The organism is Nonomuraea sp. NPDC050310 (genome assembly GCF_040655795.1).
GTDB lineage: Bacteria > Actinomycetota > Actinomycetes > Streptosporangiales > Streptosporangiaceae > Nonomuraea.
The window spans coordinates 844,772-864,409 of the sequence record NZ_JBFAKP010000001.1 but is presented as its reverse complement, the minus strand read 5'-3'; the positions used below and the strand labels follow the sequence as shown (position 1 = coordinate 864,409).

Sequence of the window (19,638 nt, the reverse complement as noted above, 5' to 3'; positions counted from 1 at the left end):
CGATGAACCACGATTTCGACTTCGGCGCCGAGCAGCCCAAGCTGGTAGTGCTGCTGCTCGGCGTCGTCGCCTTCCTCGCCGTGGTCGGCCTGATCCTGCTGCTGCTCGACCGGTTCTCCTCCCGGCCCGGGCTGATCCTGCTGACCCCCGCCCTGGTGCTGCTGACCATCGGCCTCGCCGTACCGACCGTGCGGACCGCGCTGCTGTCGTTCATGAGCGGCGACAGCCGGCGCTTCGTCGGCGTGGACAACTACCTCTGGATGCTGACCCAGCCCGAGGGCCTGCTCACGCTGCGCAACACGCTGCTGTGGGTGGTGCTCGTGCCGGTGCTGGTCACCAGCATCGGCCTGGTCTACGCCGTGCTGGTCGACCGCTCGCGCTTCGAGGCGCTGGCCAAGTCGCTGGTCTTCATGCCCATGGCCATCTCCTTCGTCGGCGCGGGCATCATCTGGAAGTTCGTCTACACCTACCGCCCCGAGGACGCCGACCAGATCGGCCTGCTCAACCAGATCGTCGTCTGGCTGGGCATGGAGCCGAGGCAGTGGCTCCAGGAGCCGCCGCTGAACACCTTCTTCCTGATGGTGGTCCTGATCTGGATCCAGGCCGGTTTCGCCACCGTGGTGCTGTCGGCGGCGATCAAGGGCATCCCGTCCGAGATCATCGAGGCCGCCCGGCTGGACGGCGCGGGCCCGTTCGCCATGTTCTTCCGCGTCACGCTGCCGTCGATCCGCCCGGCGGTCCTGGTCGTCCTGGTCACCCAGGCGATCGGCACGCTCAAGCTCTTCGACATCGTGCGCACGATGACCAACGGCAACTTCGACACCAGCGTGATCGCGGTCGACATGTACAACAACGCCTTCCGCTTCGGCGAGACCGGCAAGGGCGCGGCCCTGGCCGTCTTCCTGTTCGTGCTGGTCATGCCGATCGTCTGGTACCAGAGGAAACTGCAGAGGACCCGATGAGCAGCTCAACCGTCCGCGTCCGCAGCCGCCTGGCCACCAGGACCGCGAGCCTGGCCGCCCTGCTGATCGCGGTCCTCTGGACCACCCCCACCTTCGGCCTGCTGCTGTCGTCCTTCCGGCCGGAGGACGAGATCAAGTCCACCGGCTGGTGGACCTTCTTCGGCAGCCCGTCCTTCACCCTGGAGAACTACCAGGACGTGCTCTTCGGCACCTCGTCCTCCTCCGGGCAGCTGTTCCGCTTCCTGATCAACTCGATCGTCATCACCGTGCCCTCGGTGCTCTTCCCGCTGGCCCTGGCCGCCTTCGCCGCCTACGCGCTGTCGTGGCTGAACTTCCGCGGGCGCAACTGGATCTACATCGGCATCTTCGCCCTGCAGATCGTGCCGCTCCAGATGGCGCTCGTCCCGCTGCTGTCCTTCTTCTCCCAGGGGGTGGAGATCTTCGGGCTGCAGGTGCTGCCCGCCTGGGACCTCGGCGACAGCGGACGCTTCGTCCAGGTCTGGTTCGCCCACACCTGCTTCGCCCTGCCGTTCGCCGTCTTCCTGCTGCACAACTTCATGGCCGAACTGCCCGGCGAGCTCATCGAGGCCGCCCGGGTCGACGGCGCGACGCACGGCGCGATCATCCGCCGGGTCGTCCTGCCGCTGGTCGCGCCCGCTCTGGCCACCTTCGCGATCTTCCAGTTCCTCTGGGTCTGGAACGACCTGCTCGTCGGGCTCATCTTCGCCGGCGGCACCGCCGAATCCGCTCCCATGACGGTACGGCTGGCGCAGATGGCCGGCACCCGCGGCGACGAATGGCAACGGCTCACCTCCGGCGCCTTCGTCTCTGTCATCATTCCTCTCGTGGTCTTCCTCTCGATGCAGCGCTACTTCGTCCGCGGACTCCTCGCCGGAGGGATCAAGGGATGAAGCGGCCGACCCTGGAGGCGGTGGCCGCCCGGGCGGGCGTCTCCCGCGCCACCGTCTCCCGCGTCGTCAACGGGCAGACCACGGTCGCCCCGCACATCCGTGACACCGTGCTCCGCGCGGTCGAAGAACTCGGGTACGTCCCCAACTCGGCGGCGCGCAGCCTGGTCACCCAGCGCACCGACTCCGTCGCGCTCGTCGTCTCCGAGCCGCCCACCCGGGTCTTCTCCGAAGACCCGCTCTTCGCCACCGTCATCCGCTCGGCCAGCGTCGAGCTCGAAGCCGCCGACAAGCAGGTCGTGCTCATGCTGGCCGGGTCGGCCAAGTCGCACGCCCGGGTGGAGCGGTACATCGCCGGGGGGCATGTCGACGGGGTCATGCTCATCTCCATGCACGGCGCCGATCCCCTGCCGGCCGCCATCGCGCGCATGCGCGTGCCCGTCGTCTCGTACGGCAGGCCTGCCGTACCGATCGACATCCCCTACGTCGACAACGACAACATCGGCGGGGCCTCCGCGGCGGTCCGCCACCTCGTCTCGCTGGGCCGGCGCCGCATCGCCACCATCGCCGGGCCCCTCGACATGATCGGCGGCCAGGACCGGCTGGCCGGCTATCGCCGGGTCGTGGGCGACTCCGACGCCCGCTCGATCGTCGCCGTCGGTGACTTCACCCGCGAGTCCGGCGCGGTCGCCATGCGGCAGCTCCTCCGGGACGACCCCCAGCTCGACGCCGTCTTCGTCGCCAACGACCTCATGGCCGTCGGCGCCCTCCAGGCCCTGCGCCAGGCCGGCCGCCGCGTGCCGGACGACGTCGCGGTGGTCGGCTTCGACGACATCGAGGCGGCCAAGTACACCGACCCGCCCCTCACCACCATCCGCCACCCCGTCGCCGAGCAGGCCTCCACCATGGTCCGCCTGCTGCTCGGCCTCTTCCACACCGGCACCGCCGAACCGGTCATCCTCCCGACCGAACTCATCATCCGCGACTCCGCCTGACCCTCCCCGCCTGCCCCCGGTCCTGCTGTGGCTGGGGTCCTCTGGCAGCTCGCCCCACCGAGGCACCGCGGTTGCCCACGGCAACCTGCGGCCGTTACCGGTGTCTCGGAGAGGAGCGCTCCTCCCTCCTCCGACCCCGCAGCTTCTCCAGGAGGTCAGACGCGGAAGACGCGCATCTGGAGGGCGAGCAGGCTGTAGTAGCCGACCAGGGTGGTGAGTTCGAAGATCTCGCGTTCGGTGAGCAGGGTGTACTGCTCGTCGTCCAGGTCGCCGGTGGTGAGCAGGGCGCGGGTGACCGTGAGGACGGCGTCCTCGTACTCGTCGCCCACCGGGCCGCCGGATTCGACGGCGTCGAGCTGGGCGGTGGTGCAGCCGAGGGCGGAGGCCAGGCGGCGGTGGGTGGCGGCCTCGAAGGGGCTGCGGCAGTGGGTGGCGATGGCCAGGGTGGCCAGTTCGCGGGCCCGGTCGGGGAGGCTGGAGTGGTAGCGGAGAGCGGCGCCGAGGGCTTGGAGCGGGTCGCCGACGGGCGGGCTCAGCAGCATGGCCGGGAAGGGGCCGACCAGACTGCCGTCCGGGGCGAAGACGGAGGTGCCGCGGGGGCCGGTGGTGAGCCGGTCGACGAGGGCGCGGGCTTCGGGGGTGTCCGGCGGCTGGGGGCTGAGGCGGCTCACGGGGGCTCCTGGGTCAGGCGGCGGGGACTGGGAGGCGGAAGGTCAGCGCCACTTGGAGACGATCCAGGCGCACAGTTCCGGTTCGCTCATCTCCGGGAAGTCCGCCGCGAACACGGCGAGCGCCCGGAGCGCCTCCTCGCGGTCGAAGCCGCGGTGGTAGGCCTCCCGAAGGTACTCCTGCCGCGCAAGGGTCGGCCGCCCGCCGCCGACCCCACGGCCGGGAAGGCTGGCACGCCAGGCGGAGATCTCGCTCAGCCGCCAGGGCCGCCAGCCGGGCGCGCCGTCGAGGTCGATGTCGGGTTCGGGAAAGGCGTGCTCGGACCCCGCGGGGTGGCGAGCACGCCATTTGTGGACCGCGTGGCGGCTCACGCCCAGCGCTTCGGCGAGTCCGAGCATGCCGAGATAGCGGTCAGCCATGAGCCGCCCCTTCCAGCCAAAAACATTGTCTCCTACAGAGACAAGGTTACGCCAGAAGCCAGGCCGTCGTGTCCGAAGGCAGCACACCGCCGTCCACCGGCCCGCTGGCCAGGAGGAGCCGGCTGTGCGGCGGGAGCCGTACCGGATCGGGACCGAAGTTGACCACGCAGGTCACCCCCGACTCCCGGGCGAAGGCCAGCACCCGCGGGCCGAGGTCGAGCCAGCTCAACGTGCCGTCGCCGAGCAGGCCGGCGCGAAGGCGAAGCGCGGTGCGGTAGAGGGTGAGCATGGAGCCGAGGTCCTCGGTCTGCGCCTCGACGGTGAGCTTGCGCCACTCCTCCGGCTGCGGCAGCCAGGGCGTGCCGGTCCCGAAGCCGAAGGGCGGCTCGTCCCCCGACCAGGGCAAGGGAACGCGGCAGCCGTCCCGGCCGGGGTTGGCGCCCTTGGAGCGGAACCACATCGGGTCCTGGCGGGCGGCCTCCGGCAGGTCCTCCACCTCGGGCAGGCCCAGCTCCTCGCCCTGGTAGACGTACACGCCGCCGGGCAACGCCATGGCCAGCAGCGCGGCGGCCCGGGCCCGGCGGTAGCCGAGGGCGAGGTCGGACGGCACGCCGTGCAGGGCGCCGCCGTGCGCGAAGGAGGTGTCGGCCCTGCCGTACCTGGTCACCGGGCGGGTGACGTCGTGGTTGGACAACACCCAGCTCGCCGGCGCGCCGAGCGCGAGGGCGGCGTCGACGGAGCGGCGCAGCGCATCCGGGTCCCACGGGCAGGCCAGGAAGTCGAAGTTGAAGGCGGTGTGCAGCTCGTCGTCACGCAGGTAGCGGCCGAAACGCTCCTGGTCGGGCAGCCAGACCTCGCCGATGAGCACCCGGTCGCCGGGATAGCTGTCGGACAGCTCGCGCCAGGAGCGGTAGATGTCGTGCACGCCGTCGACGTCCTCCCAGGCCTCCTCCGACTTGACCAGCAACGCCGCCGAGTCGATGCGGATGCCGTCGGCGCCGCGGTCGAGCCAGAAGCGCAGCACGTCGAGGAACTCCTGGTGCACCTCCGGGTTGGCCCAGTTGAAGTCGGGCTGCTCGGCGGCGAACAGGTGGAGGTACCACTGCCCGTCGGCCACCTGCGTCCAGGCCGGGCCGCCGAAGATGGACTGCCAGTCGTTCGGCGGCGTGTCGGCGAAGTGGAAGCGGTCGCGCTTGGCCGGGTCGGCCAGCGCCTCCTTGAACCAGTCGGACTCGGTGGAGCCGTGGTTCGGCACGATGTCGATGATCACGCGCAGGTCGAGGGCGTGGGCCTCGGCGATGAACGCCTCGGCCTCCGCCAGCGTCCCGAACTCCGCGGCGATCCGGCGGTAGTCGGCCACGTCGTATCCGCCGTCGGCCATGGGCGAGGCGTACCACGGGTTCAGCCAGACGGCGTCGACCCCCAGCTCCTTCAGGTACGGCAGGCGTTCCCGGAGCCCGGCGAGGTCGCCGATCCCGTCGCCGTTGCCGTCGGCGAAGCTACGCAGGTACACCTGGTAGATCGCGGCCCCCCGCCACCACGTTTGCGGCATTGACTACCCCTTGAGGCTTCCGGCGGTGAGTCCCGCCATGATGTGTCGCTGGAAGATGAAGAACACGATGATCGTCGGGATTCCGGCCAGGACGAGCCCGGCCATCACGGCGTTCTGGCCGACCGCGCCGGCGGTCTGGGACAGGCCCACGCTGAGCGTCATGTTCTCGCTGTCGGACATGACCAGCAAGGGCAGGACGAAGTCGCGGAAGGCGTTGACCACGGTGAAGATGGAGACGACGCCGAGGATGGGCCGCGAGACGGGCAGGATCACCGACAGGAGCACCCGCACGGGCCCGGCGCCGTCGATCTGGGCCGCCTCGACCAGCTCGCGCGGGATCGAGTCGAAGAAGCGCTTGAGCAGGAAGATGTTGAACCCGTTGGCCGCCGCGGGGAACCACAGGCCCCACGGGTTGTTGAGCAGGCCGAGGCTCTCGATCGTCACGTAGGTCGGGATGAGCACGACCATGGGCGGGATCATCAGCGTCGCCAGCATGGCGCCGAGGATGACGTTGCCGAACATGGGCCGCAGCTTGGACAGGGCGTAGGCGGCGCTGACGTCCACCGCCATGGTGAAGAGCCAGCCGCCCAGCGCGTAGAAGGCGGTGTTCTTCAGCAGCAGGCCGATGTCGAAGAGCTCCCACGCCTCCGCGAATGCCGAAAAATCGGGATCTGCGGGGATGAGGGTGGGCGGCATCTGCGCCAGCTCCTCCGGCGTCTTCATCGCCCCGGTGATCATCCAGTAGAGCGGGAAGACGAAGGCCAAGGTGAAGAGCACCACGGTGGCGGCCAGGACCGCCCAGTAGATCCGCCGGCCCCACCGGCTGTTGAGCTGGTGCGGCGAGACGATGGTGCGGAACTGCACCTCGATCTTCTTAGGACTCTTCACCCGCCGGCGCCTCGCCCGCCGCGGGACGGCTAGGTCCGCCATGTCACACCTTCTCCTCGCGCGTCAGGCGCAGTTGCACCGCCGCGAAGGCGAGCAGAGCGATCATGAGCATCATCCCGAGCGCCCCGCCGGCGCCGTAGTTGCCGCCGTAGACGAAGGCGTACTGGTACATCAGGTACGCCACGGTGAGCGTCGCGTTCTCCGGACCGCCGCCGGTCAGCATGTACGGCTCGATGAAGACCTGCATCGTCGCGACGATCTGCAACATCAGCATGAGCAGCAGGATCAGCCGCGTCTGCGGGATGGTGACGTGCCGGATGCGGCGGAAGATGCCCGCCCCGTCCAGCTCGGCCGCCTCGTACAGGTCGGAGGGGATGTTCTGCAGGGCGGCCAGGTAGATCAGCGTCGCGCTGCCCATGTTCATCCAGGTCGAGACGATGACCAGGGAGATCAGGGCGGTGTCGGCCGAGTCGAGCCAGGCCAGGGCGGGCAGGCCCACGCCGTCGAGAAGCTGGTTGAACAGGCCGGGCCCCGGGTCGAAGAACCACCGGAACAGCAGCACCGCCACGATCGGCGGGAGCATGACCGGCAGGTAGACCACGAACCGGAGGTAGGCCCTGGCGTGCCGCAGCTCGTTGAGGACGAGGGCCACCACGAAGGGGACCACATACCCGCACAGCAACGCCAGGGCGGTGAACTTCAGCGTGTTCAGCCACGCCTCGCCGAAGGCGGGATCCTGGACGACGGTCCTGAAGTTGTCCAGGCCCACCCACTCCGGCGGATCGACCAGGTTGGTCTTCTGGAAGCTGAGGACGAACTCCTGCACGATCGGCCACCACGCGAAGACCGCGAAGCACGCCAGCGCCGCGCACAGGAAGCCGTAGGCCGTCAGGTTCTGCTTGAGCCGCATCAGCTCTTGGCGGCCAGCATCGCGTTGGCCTTCGTCTCGGCGTCGGCCAGCAACTGGTCCACGTCGGCGTCCTGGCGGCTCAGCACCGCGGACATCGCCACGTCGAGGATGGCGTAGAGCTCCTGCGCGTGCGGCGGCTCCATCTTGGGCTGGATGGTCGCCGAGGCGTCCACGTACGTCTGGTAGTTCTCGACCGGGAGCGTCGCCCACTTCTTGCGCTCGGCCTGGATCGCCTGGCCGGTGGGCGAGGCGCCGAAGACGTCGTTGTCCGGCACACCGACCGGGTTGCCCATCGCCTTGCCGCGCTCGAAGTTGAAGCGGCCCTTGCCGACGGTGTTGTACTGGAAGTTCACCCACGCCAGGCCGGCCTTGGCCTCCTCGGGGGTGGCCTTCGGGTTGATCATGAACGCTTCGCCGCCGGACAGGGAGTACTTGGCCTCGGGGAAGCCGGTGATGCCGTAGTCCTCCTTGCTGCCCTTGAACTTATTGACCACATCGGTCACCACGTCGGGCGCGCCGAGCATCATGCCGACCTTGCCGCCGCCCATCGCCTGCATCAGCGCCTCCCAGCCGTTGTGCAGCTTGGCGCCGGTGCTGTTGTCGGTCCAGCGCAGCTCCTTGAGGAACTGCAGGGTGGCCTTGCCCTCGGGCGAGTTGAACGCCACGGTCTTGCCGTCGGCGTTGACCATCTCGCCGCCGCGGCCGTAGATGGCCTGGTTGAAGTGCCAGCCGCCGGTATTGCCGCCGGAGTACTCGCCGTAGCCGACGTGGCCGGGGCCGAGCGCGGCGATCTTCTTGGCCGCGTCGCGCACCTCCTGCCAGGTCTTGGGCGGGCTGTTCGGGTCGAGGCCGGCCTGGGTGAAGAGCTTGCGGTTGTAGACGAGGCCGACGCTGTAGTGCACGTTCGGCACGCCGTACACCTTGCCGTCCTTGGTGACCAGGTCCTTGACGTCCTGGCGGAGGTCGCCCCACGTCTTGATCTCGCCGGTGTACGGGGTGATGTCCAGGGCCTGGCCCTGGCTGATGACCTGCTGGTACGTGGTCACCGGGACCACGAAGACCGTCTCCATCTGGCCGCCGGCCAGCTTCGGGCCGAAGGTCTTGGGGTCGAAGCACGGCTGCTGGTCGGTGCTCTTCACGGTGACGTTCGGGTACATCTTCTGGAACTCGGCCACGTCGTCGTCCCAGGCCTTGCGCTGCGCCGGGGCGGTCTTGGCGGGCTGGCAGGCGACCGTGATCGACACCGGCGCGGCGGCGCCCGCCGAGCCCTGGGCGGCGGGCTTGGCCGGCTCGCTGCTGGAACCGCACGCGGCGGCGCTCAGCCCGAGTCCGGCCACGAGGACGAACCTCAACGGTCTGTTCATTGGCGCGACCTTTCTGGCAGGGGGAGCCCTCACCATAGGCTTGGCGACAGGTGAACGCAATATCTTGACTGTGCACTGCAAAATAACGACTTCATTGCGGAAGTACGGCTCGCGCAAGCCGTTTGCGTGACATGACGAAAGCGCCTGCCGGAATCCGGCAGGCGCTTGGCGGAGCAGGGGTCAGCGGGCGCGGGCGGTGGAGGAACGCACCACGAGCTCGGGGTCGAACAGCAGCTCCTCGGCGGGCACCTCGGCCTTGTCGATCTGGGCCACGAGCAGCTCCACGGCGGCCCGCCCCATGGCGTCGATGGGCTGGCGCACGGTGGTGAGCGGCGGGTCGGTGCAGTTCATCATCGCCGAGTCGTCGTAGCCGATCACGGAGACGTCGCCGGGCACCGACAGGCCGGCTCGCCGTACCGACCGGACCGCGCCCAGCGCGAGCACGTCGCTGGCGCATACGACGGCGCTCACACCGCGCCGGAGCAGCCGCGTGGTGGCGGCGTGCCCGCCCTCCAGGGAGAACATCGAGTGCTCGACCAGGGCCGGGTCGACCGAGTCGCGCACCGCGCGGTACTTGCGGCGCGAGGGGATGTGGTCGCGCGGGCCGAGCACCATGCCGACCCGCTCGTGGCCGAGGGCGCGCAGGTGGGCGAGGGCGATCTCGGCGGCGACCGCGTCGTCGCAGGAGACCTGCGGGAAGCGCAGCTCCTCGACGGCGGCGTTGATCAGGACGGTCGGCAGCCGGCGCTCCTGCAGCAGCTCATAGTGCGCGTGCGCGGCGTCGGCCTGGGCGAACTGGCCGCCGGCGAAGACCACGCCGGAGACCTGCTGCTGCAGGAGGAGGTCGACATACTCGGCCTCGGTCACCCCGCCGAGCGTGCGGGTGCACAGCACCGAGGTGAAGCCCTGCTGGGCCAGCGCGCCGCCGACCACCTCGGCGAAGGCGGGGAAGATCGGGTTCTGCAGCTCGGGCAGCACCAGGCCGACCAGCCGGGCGCGGTCGCCGCGCAGTTGCGTGGGCCGCTCGTAGCCGAGCACGTCGAGGGCGGTGAGCACCGCCTCCCTGGTGGCTTCGGAGACGCCGGGCTTGCCGTTGAGCACCCGGCTCACGGTCGCCTCGCTCACGCCGACCTTCTTGGCCACCTCTGCGAGTCGTCTGGTCACTCGCAAATGGTACGGCGGTGCACGCAAGTTCTTGCACTCGCTTGCGGTCACGATTCGGCCTCTGCGCGGGCCATGAGCGGGCCTTGGAGCGCGCCAACCAGGGGAAAGCCCAGATGGGAACGATCTTTAAGCCGGTGGGCCTGCTTACGGACGTCCGAAATGAGGGTTACGGATTTTTGAGATCTTCCCCCAGGTCAGACGAATGATCAAAAACTTCCTGTCACTTCCGTCAACCTTTCCCCAATTTTCTGCCTCAAAGTAGATAGAGGGTCGGCAGTCCCGGCCGGCCCGCAGTACGGGGAGAGGAATCAGCACCCTCATGAAGAAGATGACTGCCGCACTGGCATCCGCCGTGGTGGGCGGCGCCCTGCTCGTTACGGGCGGAGCTGCCAACGCCGCGACCGATCCCTCCGTGGAGATCGTCGACATCGCACCGAACCCGGTCGTCGTCCCGAAGACCGGTGAGATCGTAGTCAAGATCACCGTCGAGACCTCGCCCGATGTCGACAAGGTCGAGGTGTCCGTAAAGCCGAAGGACGCGCAGGCTCGCACCCTGTCCGCGAGGAACATCACTCAGGACAAGTGGGTCTTCTCCGTTCCGTTCAACGCGGGCGACCCGGCCGGCAAGTGGCTGGCCACCGCCGTCGGCACGGACAACGAGACGGGCAAGAAGGACAGCGACAAGGCGACCTTCGCCCTGGAGGTCCCGAAGAGCAAGCTCGACACCCGCTTCAAGCGGTTCTCGGCCGACCCCGGCACGGTGAAGAAGGGCAAGAAGATCTACTTCTCCGGCCGGCTCCAGGCGCATGACGACGCGTGGGGCGGGGTCGAGGACGCCGAGGTCGAGATCTACTACCGCGCCAACGGGCACAGCGGCTGGAAGTACGTGACCTCCACCGACACCGACGAGAACGGTAAGTTCTACGCCAAGACGAAGGCTTACCGCAGCGGCACCTTCAAGGCCGTGTTCGACGGTGACGACGAGCTCAACGGCTCCGCCAGCAACTACGACTACGTCCGCGTGGTCCGCTGGTACCACCACCGCTGACCTGACCGCGTCCGGCCGGTTCTGACCGGCTGAAGCGCTCCGAAGGCCCGGCTCGTGCATGCGAGCCGGGCCTTCATCTTTTCTTCGATGCCGCTGTCCACCTGCTCAGGGGCCTGGACGGGCCTCGGGGTCCAGGCCGAGGGCGGCGCGGCCGCCGTCCACCGGGAGCACGGCGCCGGTGACGAAGCTCGCCGCCTCCGACAGCAGGTAGGCCACCACGTCGGCCACCTCGCCCGGCTCCGCCGCACGGCCCAGCGGTTGCAGCCGGGCCACCTCGGCGGCCGCCTCCGTCCCCCGCTCGTCCAGCAGGCCGGCGTACCGCTCGGTCGCGACGGTGCCGGGGGCGACCGCGTTGACCCGGATGTTCCGCCTGCCGTACTCCACGGCCAGCGCCCTGGTCAGCCCCTCGATCCCGGCCTTGGCCGTCGCGTACGGCAGGGCGCCGGGGACGGGCCGGGCGGCCTGGTGCGAGCTGAGGTTGACGATCGCCCCGCCCCGGCCGGCGGCCAGGAAGCGCCGGACCGCGACCGAACAGCCGGTCACCGCCAGGCGCAGGTTGGCGGAGATGAGCGCCAGCACCTCCTCGGGCGGGGCGAGATGGAGGCTGGCGTCCTTGAAGACGGCCGCGTTGTTGACCCAGCCGGCCAGGGGGGCGTGCTTCTCGGCCAGGTCGGCGGCTTGCTCGGCGATGTGGGGGTCGCCCGCGTCCCCGAGCACCGACAGGCCCTCGGCCGGGACGGTGTCGATGACCACGACCGTGCCTGGGAGGCGACGGGCGATGGCCTGGCCGATTCCTTGGGCGCCTCCGGTGACGACATACGAGCTGCTCATACCGTGACGATAGTCACGATTTTTCGGCATTTCCGGGGGGAGGTCCTTCATGTGCGGACCACCGACGTCAGGCTGGTCGCCGCTCTGGCGGTGACCCAGACCATCGGCTTCGGCGTCCTTTACTACGCTTTTTCGGTCTTTCTCACCCCGATGGCTCGTGACCTGGGCACCGGCGTCGCCCAGCTCACCGTCGGGCTCACCCTGTCCGTGCTGGTCTCCGGCCTGGCCGCCCCGGTCGTCGGGCGGCTGCTCGACCGGCGTGGTGGGCGGGGGGTCATGACCGTCGGCGCGCTCCTGGGGACCGTCGCGTTGCTCGCCTGGTCGCAGGTGCGGTCCCCGCTTCAGCTCTACCTGGTGTGTGTCGTGCTGGGGCTCGCCTCGGCGATGGTCCTGTACGAGGCGGCCTTCGCGGTGGTCATCGCCTGGTTCGACGCCGCCCGTCGTTCCCGTGCCCTGCTCGCGGTCACCATCGTGGCGGGCTTCGCCTCCACCGTCTTCCTGCCGCTCACCGGGGTGCTCGTCGAGCGGTACGGCTGGCGGCAGGCGTTGGTCGTGCTCGCCGTTGGCTACGGGGTGACCGCGGTGCCCTTGCACGCCCTCCTCCCCACGACTCCCCGCCGGCCTCTGCTCCGTCACCCGCCGTCCCCCTCCCCACCGCCCGGACTCCACGAGAAAGCGGGTGGCTCGGCGGGTGCCGGTGTCGTGGAGGTCGGGGTGAGGGCGGCGGTGCGGGGGCGGCCGTTCTGGTTGCTGACCGCGGCCTTCCTCACCCAGACCGGCGCGGTGGCGGTCGTGGCGGTCCTCCTGGTGACCTACCTGATCGCGCTCGGCCACTCCCCTGTCTTCGCGGCCACCGTCGCGGGCCTGCTCGGCGTGCTGTCGGTCACCGGGCGGCTGGTGACCACCGGGTTGCAGAGCCGCTGGCCGATCTCCCTCATCACCGCCGCCGTCTTCGCCGTCCAGGGCTTGGCGGCACTGGCCCTTCCGGTGGTCGGCCGGAGCCCGGTGGGCGCGGTCTGTGCGGTGGTCGGGTTCGGCCTGGGCTTCGGGGTGGCCACCATCGCCCGCCCGGCCCTGCTCGCCGAGCGGTACGGCACCGCCGCCTACGCCTCGATCAGCGGGGCCACCGCGCTGCCCATCTTCGCCGCCAAGGCGACCGCCCCGCTCGCGGCGGCGGCGACCGCCCAGGCGGCGGGCTACCCGGTGGTCATGTGCGCGGTGGCCGCAGCCTGCCTCCTCGGGACGCTGACCTTGCTCGCCTACCACCGCCACCACCCCTGACCAACCCCGCCACCACCCCGACCGGCCCCCGGCTCCGGGCTCCAACCCCCGCCGCAGGTCCCCGGTTCCCGACCCGGGGCCGTGGTTCCCTGCCACCGAGCCTCCGCCGGGCCAGAACGGGCGTTCGCCTGCGGGCCACGGTGGCGACATGTCAGCCTTTGAAGGTGTTCTTAGGGAAGCGCAGCCCGTTCCTGGTCCTGGGCGCGGCGGCACTGGCCGCCCTCCCGCCCCTGCTGAACCCGGCCATGCCCTGGGCCTGGACCCCCTGGCTACCCGACTCGACCCTGCGCACCCTGGCCGGCCTCGGCCTGCTCGACCCGCTGATGGTGGCCGATCTCCTCACCGGGTCCGGCCTGAGCGGCCTGGTGGCGGTCGTCGCGCTCCTGCTCGGACACCGCAAGACCGCCCTGGCCGTGCTGCTCCCCTGCGCCGCCGCCAGCTTCGGCGTCGGCGGGGCCGCCCTGCCGTACGGGCTGGCCCTGACCGCGCTGGCGGCGCTGGCCGGTTACGCGTACGTGCGCCCGAGCCACTCGGTCCAGTACCGCTCGGCCTCCTTCTGATCGGCGTCCGCGGCGAACAACCGGTTCTCGACGTCCACGCCGTCGGGCTTGCCGTGGAAGCGGTAGAGCGCGTCGCCGGTGCGGACACCGAGGAAGAACCCGTAGAAAGCGGGCGGGACGACGTAGTCCACGACGCCCTCCTCCCCGTGCGGCAGCCGTACCGTCGCGCCCGGCTGCGGCATCTCGCTCAGTCCGAGGGCCTCGGCGAAGCGCGGCCAGATGTCCTCCCCGCCCTTGGGCCCCTCGGCCAGCACGTAGACCGCGCGACGGCCGGGGAAGTAGCGGAGGTACTGGTCGAGCGTGTGCAGGTACTGGTCCCAGCCGTGGCTGGTCATGGCCTCGTACTCGTCGCCCCAGCCGTCGCCCAGGTGGCCGCTGTGCACGAAGGTCAGCAGGGTCGTCCCGCCGTCGCGGCCCTCGATCAGGTACTCGTACGCCATCGTCGTGCCGTCCTCGCCCGGCGTGCCCTCGACCACCAGGCGCTCGCCCGGCTCCCAGGCGGTGATCGTCGACTCCTCGCGGTAGTTCTGGACCACCAGGCGCAGCACACCGCCCTGGCCCGGCTCGACCTCGAACGGGAACAACCAGGAGCTCAGCCCCGGCCCGGTGGCGATCGCCGCCCACACCTCCTCGGGGCTGGCGGGCAGTTCCACCTGCTTGCGGATCTCGAATTCCTTGGCCATCTGCTGGCTCCTTCCATGCGGATTTCCCGCCTTGTGGCTCTTTGCCTGTCGTGTGCACAACATCCGGCTGTACGGCTGTCGCGTGCCCGGCTGTTGCCTACTCGGCTTCCGGCGGTCCGGCTGCCGCGCGCCCGGCTGTTGTCTGCTCCGCTGCCGGGTGTACGGCTCGCGGATGTACGGCCAGCAGTAGCCGGTGAGGCCGCCCGCCTTCAGCCGTCGTGTCGTGATATTTGCTGATCAGCGCAGCCGTAGCCGCCGCCAACTCCTCCGCGAACGCCGCCCGATCCCCGGCGCTCGCGAACCGCACCTCGGCATCGAGCGCGAACGTCCCGACCTTCTTGCCGGCCCGCTGAGCCCCGGTCAGCAGCAGCCCGACCTCCTTGATCATCCGAGCGCCCAGCGCCAGCAACCACCGCGCCGACAGCCGATCCGGCGCCTTGTCCGGATCCGGCTCCACCGCGGCCAGCGCCGAGGGCGAGATCACGTACGAGGCGGCGCTGGCCCGGAGCACCCGTTCGGTGCAGTTGCCCTTCCGGCGCTCCTCGACCAGTTCCACCAGCCCGTGCTGCTCCAGGATCCGGAGGTGGTAGTTGACCTTCTGCCTCGGCAGGCCCACCTTGGCGGCCAGGGTCGTCGCCGACCCCGGCTCCCCGGCCAGTTCGGCCAGCAGTCGTGCCCGCACCGGGTCCAGCGAGACCTCCGCGGCCTGCGCATCCTCGATCACCGCTACGTCGAACATGCCCTCACGATGCCACCGACAAATTTTTCTGTCAAGGCAATCGGGATCGTCGGCCGAGGTACGCGAGCAGCTCCTCGCTCTTGCCGGCCCCCACGCTGACCTCGACCTTCGCCCCGAACCGCAGCGGCCGATCCTCGTCATCGATCAGTACCGGCGCCAGATCCAGCAGCTCGCCCGCCAGCCCTTCCGGCAGTGGACGATCCGTCCCGCACGCCCTGGCGACGTCCCAGCCGTGTACCGCGATCTCGATCGCGCCCACCGCCGCCACGGTCATCGCGGTCAGCGGACACCCGCCGACGGTGACCGTGCCTTCCTCCCCCGCGTACGCCCACTCCCCCAGCAGCCGGCAGGCCCGCAACCTGATGTTCGCCACCGGATCCGGCACCCACCCGTTGTCCCACGGCTCCCCGGCCCCTTGCGGTAGCTGGTCGGCGGGCGGTTCAGGGGCACGATGGCGGCCCCGATGCACCGGGCGGGGCTCCAGGGCGATCTCCCCCAGCCCCGCGGCTTCGCTCAGCGCGGCCAGGGAGTCGTCCATGTGCACCAGCAGGTCCACCAGCCGCCACCCCCGGCACGGTGTCGCCCGTCCGAACGCCTCGGGCGTCACCAGCACCAGACTGCCAAGCGTGTAGGAGATCGCGCGTTCCAGTAGCGCGAGTCCCCCCGTCACGGCGTTCCGATGTACCCGCCGAGCATCGGCCTCACCTCCCCTTGCCTTTGTAGACGTTCACGTCGCCGAAAAGTCATCGGCTCGCCGGACTAACCGGACACTTACGCTTCCGTCACCTGTCGGGCGATGTCACGCGGCAAGGGTGGCCGAGCCGCTCGACCTGGAGGGCGGCGTCATGATCCAGAGGTGGCCACGCCGCTCCACCTAGTGGACGGCGTCACCACGCGGGGGTAACGGAGCTGCTCCACCTGGTGGGGTCTATCACCATGCAGGGGCGACAGAGCTGCTCCACCCGGAGGGCGGCGTCACCCCGCGGGATGACGGAGCTGCTCCACCCGGTGGACAGCGTCACCCCGCGGGGACGACCGACGTGCCTGACCTGGCGACCGGCCTCACCTTCCCACCGGCCGCGACGGTGCCCGAGCGATCGGCCCCACCTCTCGTCTGGCCGCACCGATGGCCGGGGGCCGGCTAGCCGGGTGGGGCAGCGGCCGAGCCCTCGACCAGGCGACCCAACTCGCCTTCCCGCTGCCAGTGGTGGCCAAGCGACCGGTCCCACCTCCACGGCTGACCACGCGATGACCGGGCTGCCGACCAGCGGCTGTGGTGGCGGCCCGGTGCCGTTGCAGCCCGAGGGACGGCTAGCCGGATGCCGTCGCGGCCCGAGGTCGAGGGGCCGGGGCCGGGGTCGGGGTCGGGGTCGGGGGGCCGGGAGTCGAGGCCCTGGGTCGAGGGCCGGGGGCGGAGGTGGCCGAGCCGCTCGACCTGGCGACACGGCCTCGCCCACCCGCCGACCGCAGCGGTGACCGAGCGACCGAACCCGCGTCCCGACTGACCGCGGCGACGGCTGGGGGCCGACTAACTGGTGCAGTGGCGGCCCGGTGGAGTGACCGCCGGGAGCCGGGGCCCGGGCGCGGAGGTGGCCGAGCCGCTCGACCTGGCGACACGGCCTCGCCCACCCACCGACCGCAGCGGTGACCGAGCGACCGAACCCACCTCCCGCTGGCCGCAACGATGGCCGGGGGCCAGCCGGGTGGGTGGTTGCCGAGCGACCGCATCTGCCTTCGGCTGGCCGCGGCGTTGGCTAGAGCGGCCGACCAGCGGGTGTGGTGGCGGGCCGGCGCGGTGGCGGCCCGGGGGACCGACTAGCCGGATGGGCGGGGTGGATGGGAGGCCGGGGGGCTGGGCTTCGGCTGTGTCAGGCCTCCAGTTTGAGGTGGTGGCCCGTGAGAGAGCCGGGGAAGGAGCGCAAGTCTTCCGGGGTGCCGGTGAAGATGACCTGGCCGCCGTCCCTCCCGCCGCCGGGGCCGAGGTCGATGACCCAGTCCGCCTGCCGTACGACATCGAGGTTGTGCTCGATGACGACGACGGTGTTGCCACGGTCGACCAGGCGGTTGAGCAGGCCGAGCAAAGTGTCGACGTCGGACATGTGCAGGCCGGTGGTGGGCTCGTCGAGGACGTAGACGCTGCCGGTGCGGTGGAGCTGGACGGCGAGTTTGATCCGCTGCCGCTCACCCCCGGACAGGCTGCTGAGGGACTGGCCCAGGCTGAGGTAGTCGAGGCCGACGTCGGCGAGCGCCCGCAGCTTGGTGAGCAGGGCCTTCTCGGTGAAGAACCCGAGCGCCTCCTCCACCGAGAGCTCCAGCACGTCGGCGATGGACTTGCCGCGCAGGGTGTGCGCGAGCACGGACTCCTTGAAGCGGCGGCCGTCGCAGGAGGCGCAGTGGGTGGTGATGGGGTCCATGAAGGCCATCTCGGTGATGATCACGCCCCGGCCCTGGCACTCCTCGCACGCGCCGGTGGAGTTGAAGCTGAACATCCCGGGCGCGACGCCGTTGGCCTTGGCGAAGAGGGTACGGATCGGGTCCATCAGGCCGAGGTAGGTGGCCGGGGTGGATCGTGACGAAGCGCCGATCGCGGACTGGTCGACGAAGATGGTGTCGGGATAGGTCTCGACGAAGACGTCGATGAGGCTGCTCTTGCCCGCCCCGGCGACGCCGGTGACCGCGGTGAGCACGCCGGTGGGGATGTCCACCGAGACGGTGCGCAGGTTGTGCAGCCGGGCGTCGACGATCGGCAGCTTGCCGTCCGCGACGCGCACCTGCTCCTTGAACCCGACTGTACGGCGGAGCCCCCGGCCGGTCTTGGTGTCGGCCTGGCGCAGCTCGTCGATGGTGCCCTGGAAGACGATCTCGCCACCGTGCACGCCCGCGCCGGGGCCGACGTCGACGACGTGGTCGGCGATGACGATGACGTCGGGGTCGTGCTCCACGACCAGGACCGTGTTGCCCTTGTCACGCAGCTCGCGCAGCAGGTCGTTGAGGCGGCCGACGTCATGGGGGTGCAGGCCGATGCTGGGCTCGTCGAAGATGTACGTCATCCCGGTCAGCGTGTTGCCGAGGTGCCGCACCAGCTTGAGGCGCTGTCCCTCGCCGCCGGAGAGAGTGGCGCTGGGCCGGTCGAGGCTGAGGTAGCCGAGGCCGATCGCGGCCACGCGCTCCAGCGCGGTGCGCGCCGCGTTGCCCTCCGGGACGAGCGGCAGCAGGTCGGCGATCTGCAGGCGCGACCAGTCGGCGATGGTGCGCCCGTCGATGCGCGCCTCCAGCGCCGCCGGGCCGAGCCGGGCGCCCTCGCAGGCCGGGCAGACGCCCTCCTTGATGAAGCGCTGGATCTGCTCGCGGGTGCGCTCGCTCAACTGGCTCGTGTCGCGCTTGAGTGCCTGCCTGGTGAACTTGGTGACCAAGCCCTCGTAGTTGACCCCGAAGCTGCCGTTCTTGAACGACACCTCGACCTTGCCGCCGCTGCCGTGCAGGAAGTCGGCCAGCTCCGCCTCGGTGAAGTCTCTCAGCGGCTTGTCGGGGTCGAACCGCAGGCCGTACACCTGCCAGTCGGGACCGCCCACCTTGTAGTTGGGCAGCAGGATCGCGCCCTCGTTGAGCGACTTGTCCCGGTCGATCATCAGCTCGACGTTGGGCACCACGCTGCGCCCCAGACCATCGCATTCCGGGCACATACCGGTGGGGTCGTTGAAGGAGAACAGGTTCGCCGGCAGGCCGCTCGCGCGAGAGAACAACGCCCTGATCACCGGCAGGATGTCGGTCATCGTGCCCACCGTCGAGCGGCTGCTGCCGCCGACCGGCTTCTGGTCGACGATCACCGGGGTCGTCAGGTTCTCCACCACGTCCGCGTGCGGGCGCTCGTATTTGGGGAGCTGATTGCGGATGAACCAACTGAAGGTGCTGTTGAGCTGGCGTTGCGCCTCGACCGCCAGAGTGTCGAACACGATCGAGGACTTGCCCGAGCCCGAGACGCCCGTGAAAACGGTGATCTTGTTCTTCGGGATCTCCAGGGAGACGTCCTTGAGGTTGTGCTCGCGGGCGCCGACGATCCTGATGCTCTCCACATTCATGGCGCTCAGTGTGCCGGGTCCCACCGACAAAACCGCTCCCTCGGTCGGGCGGGGGCTCAGAACTGGGCGACCGGCTCGGCGGGAGCCCCGGCCAGCCTGGCGGCCAGCGGTGGGTCGGCGGCGACGGCCGCGCGGACCGCCGGGTCCGTCCGGGCCAGGAAGGCCAGGTGGCGGATGGCGTGCGCGGTCACGTTCCCCAGAGCCAGTACGGCAGGCCGCGGCGTGTCGGCGCTCTCCCCGAAGGCGACCGCGGCCTCGTCCAGCCCGCGCGCCCCGGCACCCGGACGCCGGTCGGGGTAGGCGGCATAGGTCAGGATCACGCCCCGGCCCGGCTCGTGCCGCCAGCTCGTCGAGTGCAGGATCGCCGGGCCTTCCGCGACCTCCCGGGCCACGTCGCAGGGCGATTCGCCGTCTTTAAGGAGCTTGGACTCCGGCCGGTAGGCCCAGCCGTCCTCGGTCACGCGCAGCACGATCACCTCGACCGTGACGGGCGGACCGCTCACTCCTGCGCCTCTCTTCCTGTTGCGACTTGATCGCAACAACAGTAGCAAGTGCGGTTGGGCGACTACGCAGGGTGCGGATGCCG

19 protein-coding genes are annotated in these 19,638 nt (G+C 70.3%); 6 read left to right on the top strand and 13 right to left on the bottom strand.

Going from position 1 to position 19,638, the window contains the following annotated elements; all coding sequences use genetic code 11:
- The first annotated feature begins 2 nt into the window (after positions 1-2).
- Genes AB0I67_RS04140 through AB0I67_RS04130 form a run of 3 tightly spaced genes read left to right on the top strand, consistent with a single transcriptional unit; the run spans position 3 to position 2,865 of the window.
- Positions 3-962, top strand: a complete 960-nt coding sequence (locus tag AB0I67_RS04140; protein ID WP_357917250.1) for a sugar ABC transporter permease — start codon at positions 3-5, stop codon at positions 960-962.
- On the top strand, positions 959-1,873 hold the full coding sequence (locus tag AB0I67_RS04135; protein ID WP_357917247.1) for a carbohydrate ABC transporter permease: 915 nt from the start codon (positions 959-961) through the stop codon (positions 1,871-1,873). The genes AB0I67_RS04140 and AB0I67_RS04135 overlap by 4 nt, the downstream gene beginning before the upstream one ends.
- Positions 1,870-2,865 carry a LacI family DNA-binding transcriptional regulator gene (locus AB0I67_RS04130; protein WP_357917244.1) on the top strand — a complete coding sequence of 332 codons (996 nt, stop codon included), beginning with the start codon at positions 1,870-1,872 and terminating at the stop codon, positions 2,863-2,865. Before AB0I67_RS04135 ends, AB0I67_RS04130 begins: the two co-directional genes overlap by 4 nt.
- Before the next feature lie 155 nt (positions 2,866-3,020).
- Here AB0I67_RS04130 and AB0I67_RS04125 read toward each other — a convergent pair whose 3' ends face one another.
- The 7 genes from AB0I67_RS04125 to AB0I67_RS04095 all read right to left on the bottom strand — a co-directional run bounded on the left by AB0I67_RS04125 (position 3,021) and on the right by AB0I67_RS04095 (position 9,831).
- Positions 3,021-3,536: a carboxymuconolactone decarboxylase family protein gene (locus tag AB0I67_RS04125; protein WP_357917241.1), complete on the bottom strand. Its 516-nt coding sequence runs from the start codon at positions 3,534-3,536 to the stop codon at positions 3,021-3,023.
- A 42-nt stretch (positions 3,537-3,578) separates the two neighbouring features.
- A complete protein-coding gene (locus AB0I67_RS04120; protein WP_357917238.1) occupies positions 3,579-3,953 on the bottom strand; it encodes a hypothetical protein in 375 nt (124 codons plus the stop codon).
- 46 nt (positions 3,954-3,999) lie between these two features.
- A complete protein-coding gene (locus AB0I67_RS04115) occupies positions 4,000-5,505 on the bottom strand; it encodes an alpha-amylase family glycosyl hydrolase (protein WP_357917235.1) in 1,506 nt (501 codons plus the stop codon).
- A gap of 3 nt (positions 5,506-5,508) precedes the next feature.
- Complete coding sequence (locus tag AB0I67_RS04110) at positions 5,509-6,393, bottom strand: carbohydrate ABC transporter permease (protein WP_357917232.1); 885 nt, start codon at positions 6,391-6,393, stop codon at positions 5,509-5,511.
- Positions 6,394-6,436: 43 nt separating this feature from the next.
- Positions 6,437-7,303, bottom strand: a complete 867-nt coding sequence (locus AB0I67_RS04105; RefSeq protein ID WP_357917229.1) for a sugar ABC transporter permease — start codon at positions 7,301-7,303, stop codon at positions 6,437-6,439.
- On the bottom strand, positions 7,303-8,667 hold the full coding sequence (locus AB0I67_RS04100; RefSeq protein ID WP_357917226.1) for an extracellular solute-binding protein: 1,365 nt from the start codon (positions 8,665-8,667) through the stop codon (positions 7,303-7,305). The genes AB0I67_RS04105 and AB0I67_RS04100 overlap by 1 nt, the downstream gene beginning before the upstream one ends.
- A 180-nt stretch (positions 8,668-8,847) precedes the next feature.
- A complete protein-coding gene (locus tag AB0I67_RS04095) occupies positions 8,848-9,831 on the bottom strand; it encodes a LacI family DNA-binding transcriptional regulator (RefSeq protein ID WP_357917223.1) in 984 nt (327 codons plus the stop codon).
- 328 nt (positions 9,832-10,159) lie between these two features.
- On the opposite strand from AB0I67_RS04095, the gene AB0I67_RS04090 reads away from it, so the two are divergent.
- Positions 10,160-10,879, top strand: coding sequence for a hypothetical protein (locus AB0I67_RS04090; RefSeq protein ID WP_357917220.1), 720 nt, complete (start codon positions 10,160-10,162; stop codon positions 10,877-10,879).
- A gap of 105 nt (positions 10,880-10,984) precedes the next feature.
- Here AB0I67_RS04090 and AB0I67_RS04085 read toward each other — a convergent pair whose 3' ends face one another.
- Positions 10,985-11,710 (bottom strand): SDR family oxidoreductase, encoded by a 726-nt coding sequence (locus AB0I67_RS04085; RefSeq protein WP_357917217.1) that lies wholly within the window; start codon positions 11,708-11,710, stop codon positions 10,985-10,987.
- A gap of 51 nt (positions 11,711-11,761) precedes the next feature.
- Here AB0I67_RS04085 and AB0I67_RS04080 point away from each other — a divergent pair, with 51 nt between their 5' ends.
- Both AB0I67_RS04080 and AB0I67_RS04075 read left to right on the top strand, forming a co-directional pair.
- Entirely contained in the window at positions 11,762-12,991 is a 1,230-nt protein-coding gene (locus tag AB0I67_RS04080) for an MFS transporter (RefSeq protein WP_357917214.1), read from the top strand.
- 164 nt (positions 12,992-13,155) lie between these two features.
- Complete coding sequence (locus AB0I67_RS04075) at positions 13,156-13,551, top strand: hypothetical protein (RefSeq protein ID WP_357917211.1); 396 nt, start codon at positions 13,156-13,158, stop codon at positions 13,549-13,551.
- On the opposite strand, the gene AB0I67_RS04070 is transcribed toward AB0I67_RS04075, so the two are convergent.
- From AB0I67_RS04070 to AB0I67_RS04050, 5 genes are all read right to left on the bottom strand, one after another.
- Positions 13,497-14,234 carry an SRPBCC domain-containing protein gene (locus AB0I67_RS04070; RefSeq protein ID WP_357917209.1) on the bottom strand — a complete coding sequence of 246 codons (738 nt, stop codon included), beginning with the start codon at positions 14,232-14,234 and terminating at the stop codon, positions 13,497-13,499. The genes AB0I67_RS04075 and AB0I67_RS04070 overlap by 55 nt on opposite strands.
- A 97-nt stretch (positions 14,235-14,331) precedes the next feature.
- Positions 14,332-14,973: a helix-turn-helix domain-containing protein gene (locus AB0I67_RS04065; protein ID WP_357917206.1), complete on the bottom strand. Its 642-nt coding sequence runs from the start codon at positions 14,971-14,973 to the stop codon at positions 14,332-14,334.
- Positions 14,974-15,004: 31 nt separating this feature from the next.
- Complete coding sequence (locus AB0I67_RS04060) at positions 15,005-15,643, bottom strand: maleylpyruvate isomerase family mycothiol-dependent enzyme (RefSeq protein WP_357917204.1); 639 nt, start codon at positions 15,641-15,643, stop codon at positions 15,005-15,007.
- A 1,198-nt stretch (positions 15,644-16,841) separates the two neighbouring features.
- Positions 16,842-19,052 (bottom strand): excinuclease ABC subunit UvrA, encoded by a 2,211-nt coding sequence (locus AB0I67_RS04055; RefSeq protein WP_357917203.1) that lies wholly within the window; start codon positions 19,050-19,052, stop codon positions 16,842-16,844.
- Between the two features lie 56 nt (positions 19,053-19,108).
- Entirely contained in the window at positions 19,109-19,555 is a 447-nt protein-coding gene (locus AB0I67_RS04050; RefSeq protein WP_357917200.1) for a hypothetical protein, read from the bottom strand.
- Between the last annotated feature and the right edge of the window lie 83 nt (positions 19,556-19,638).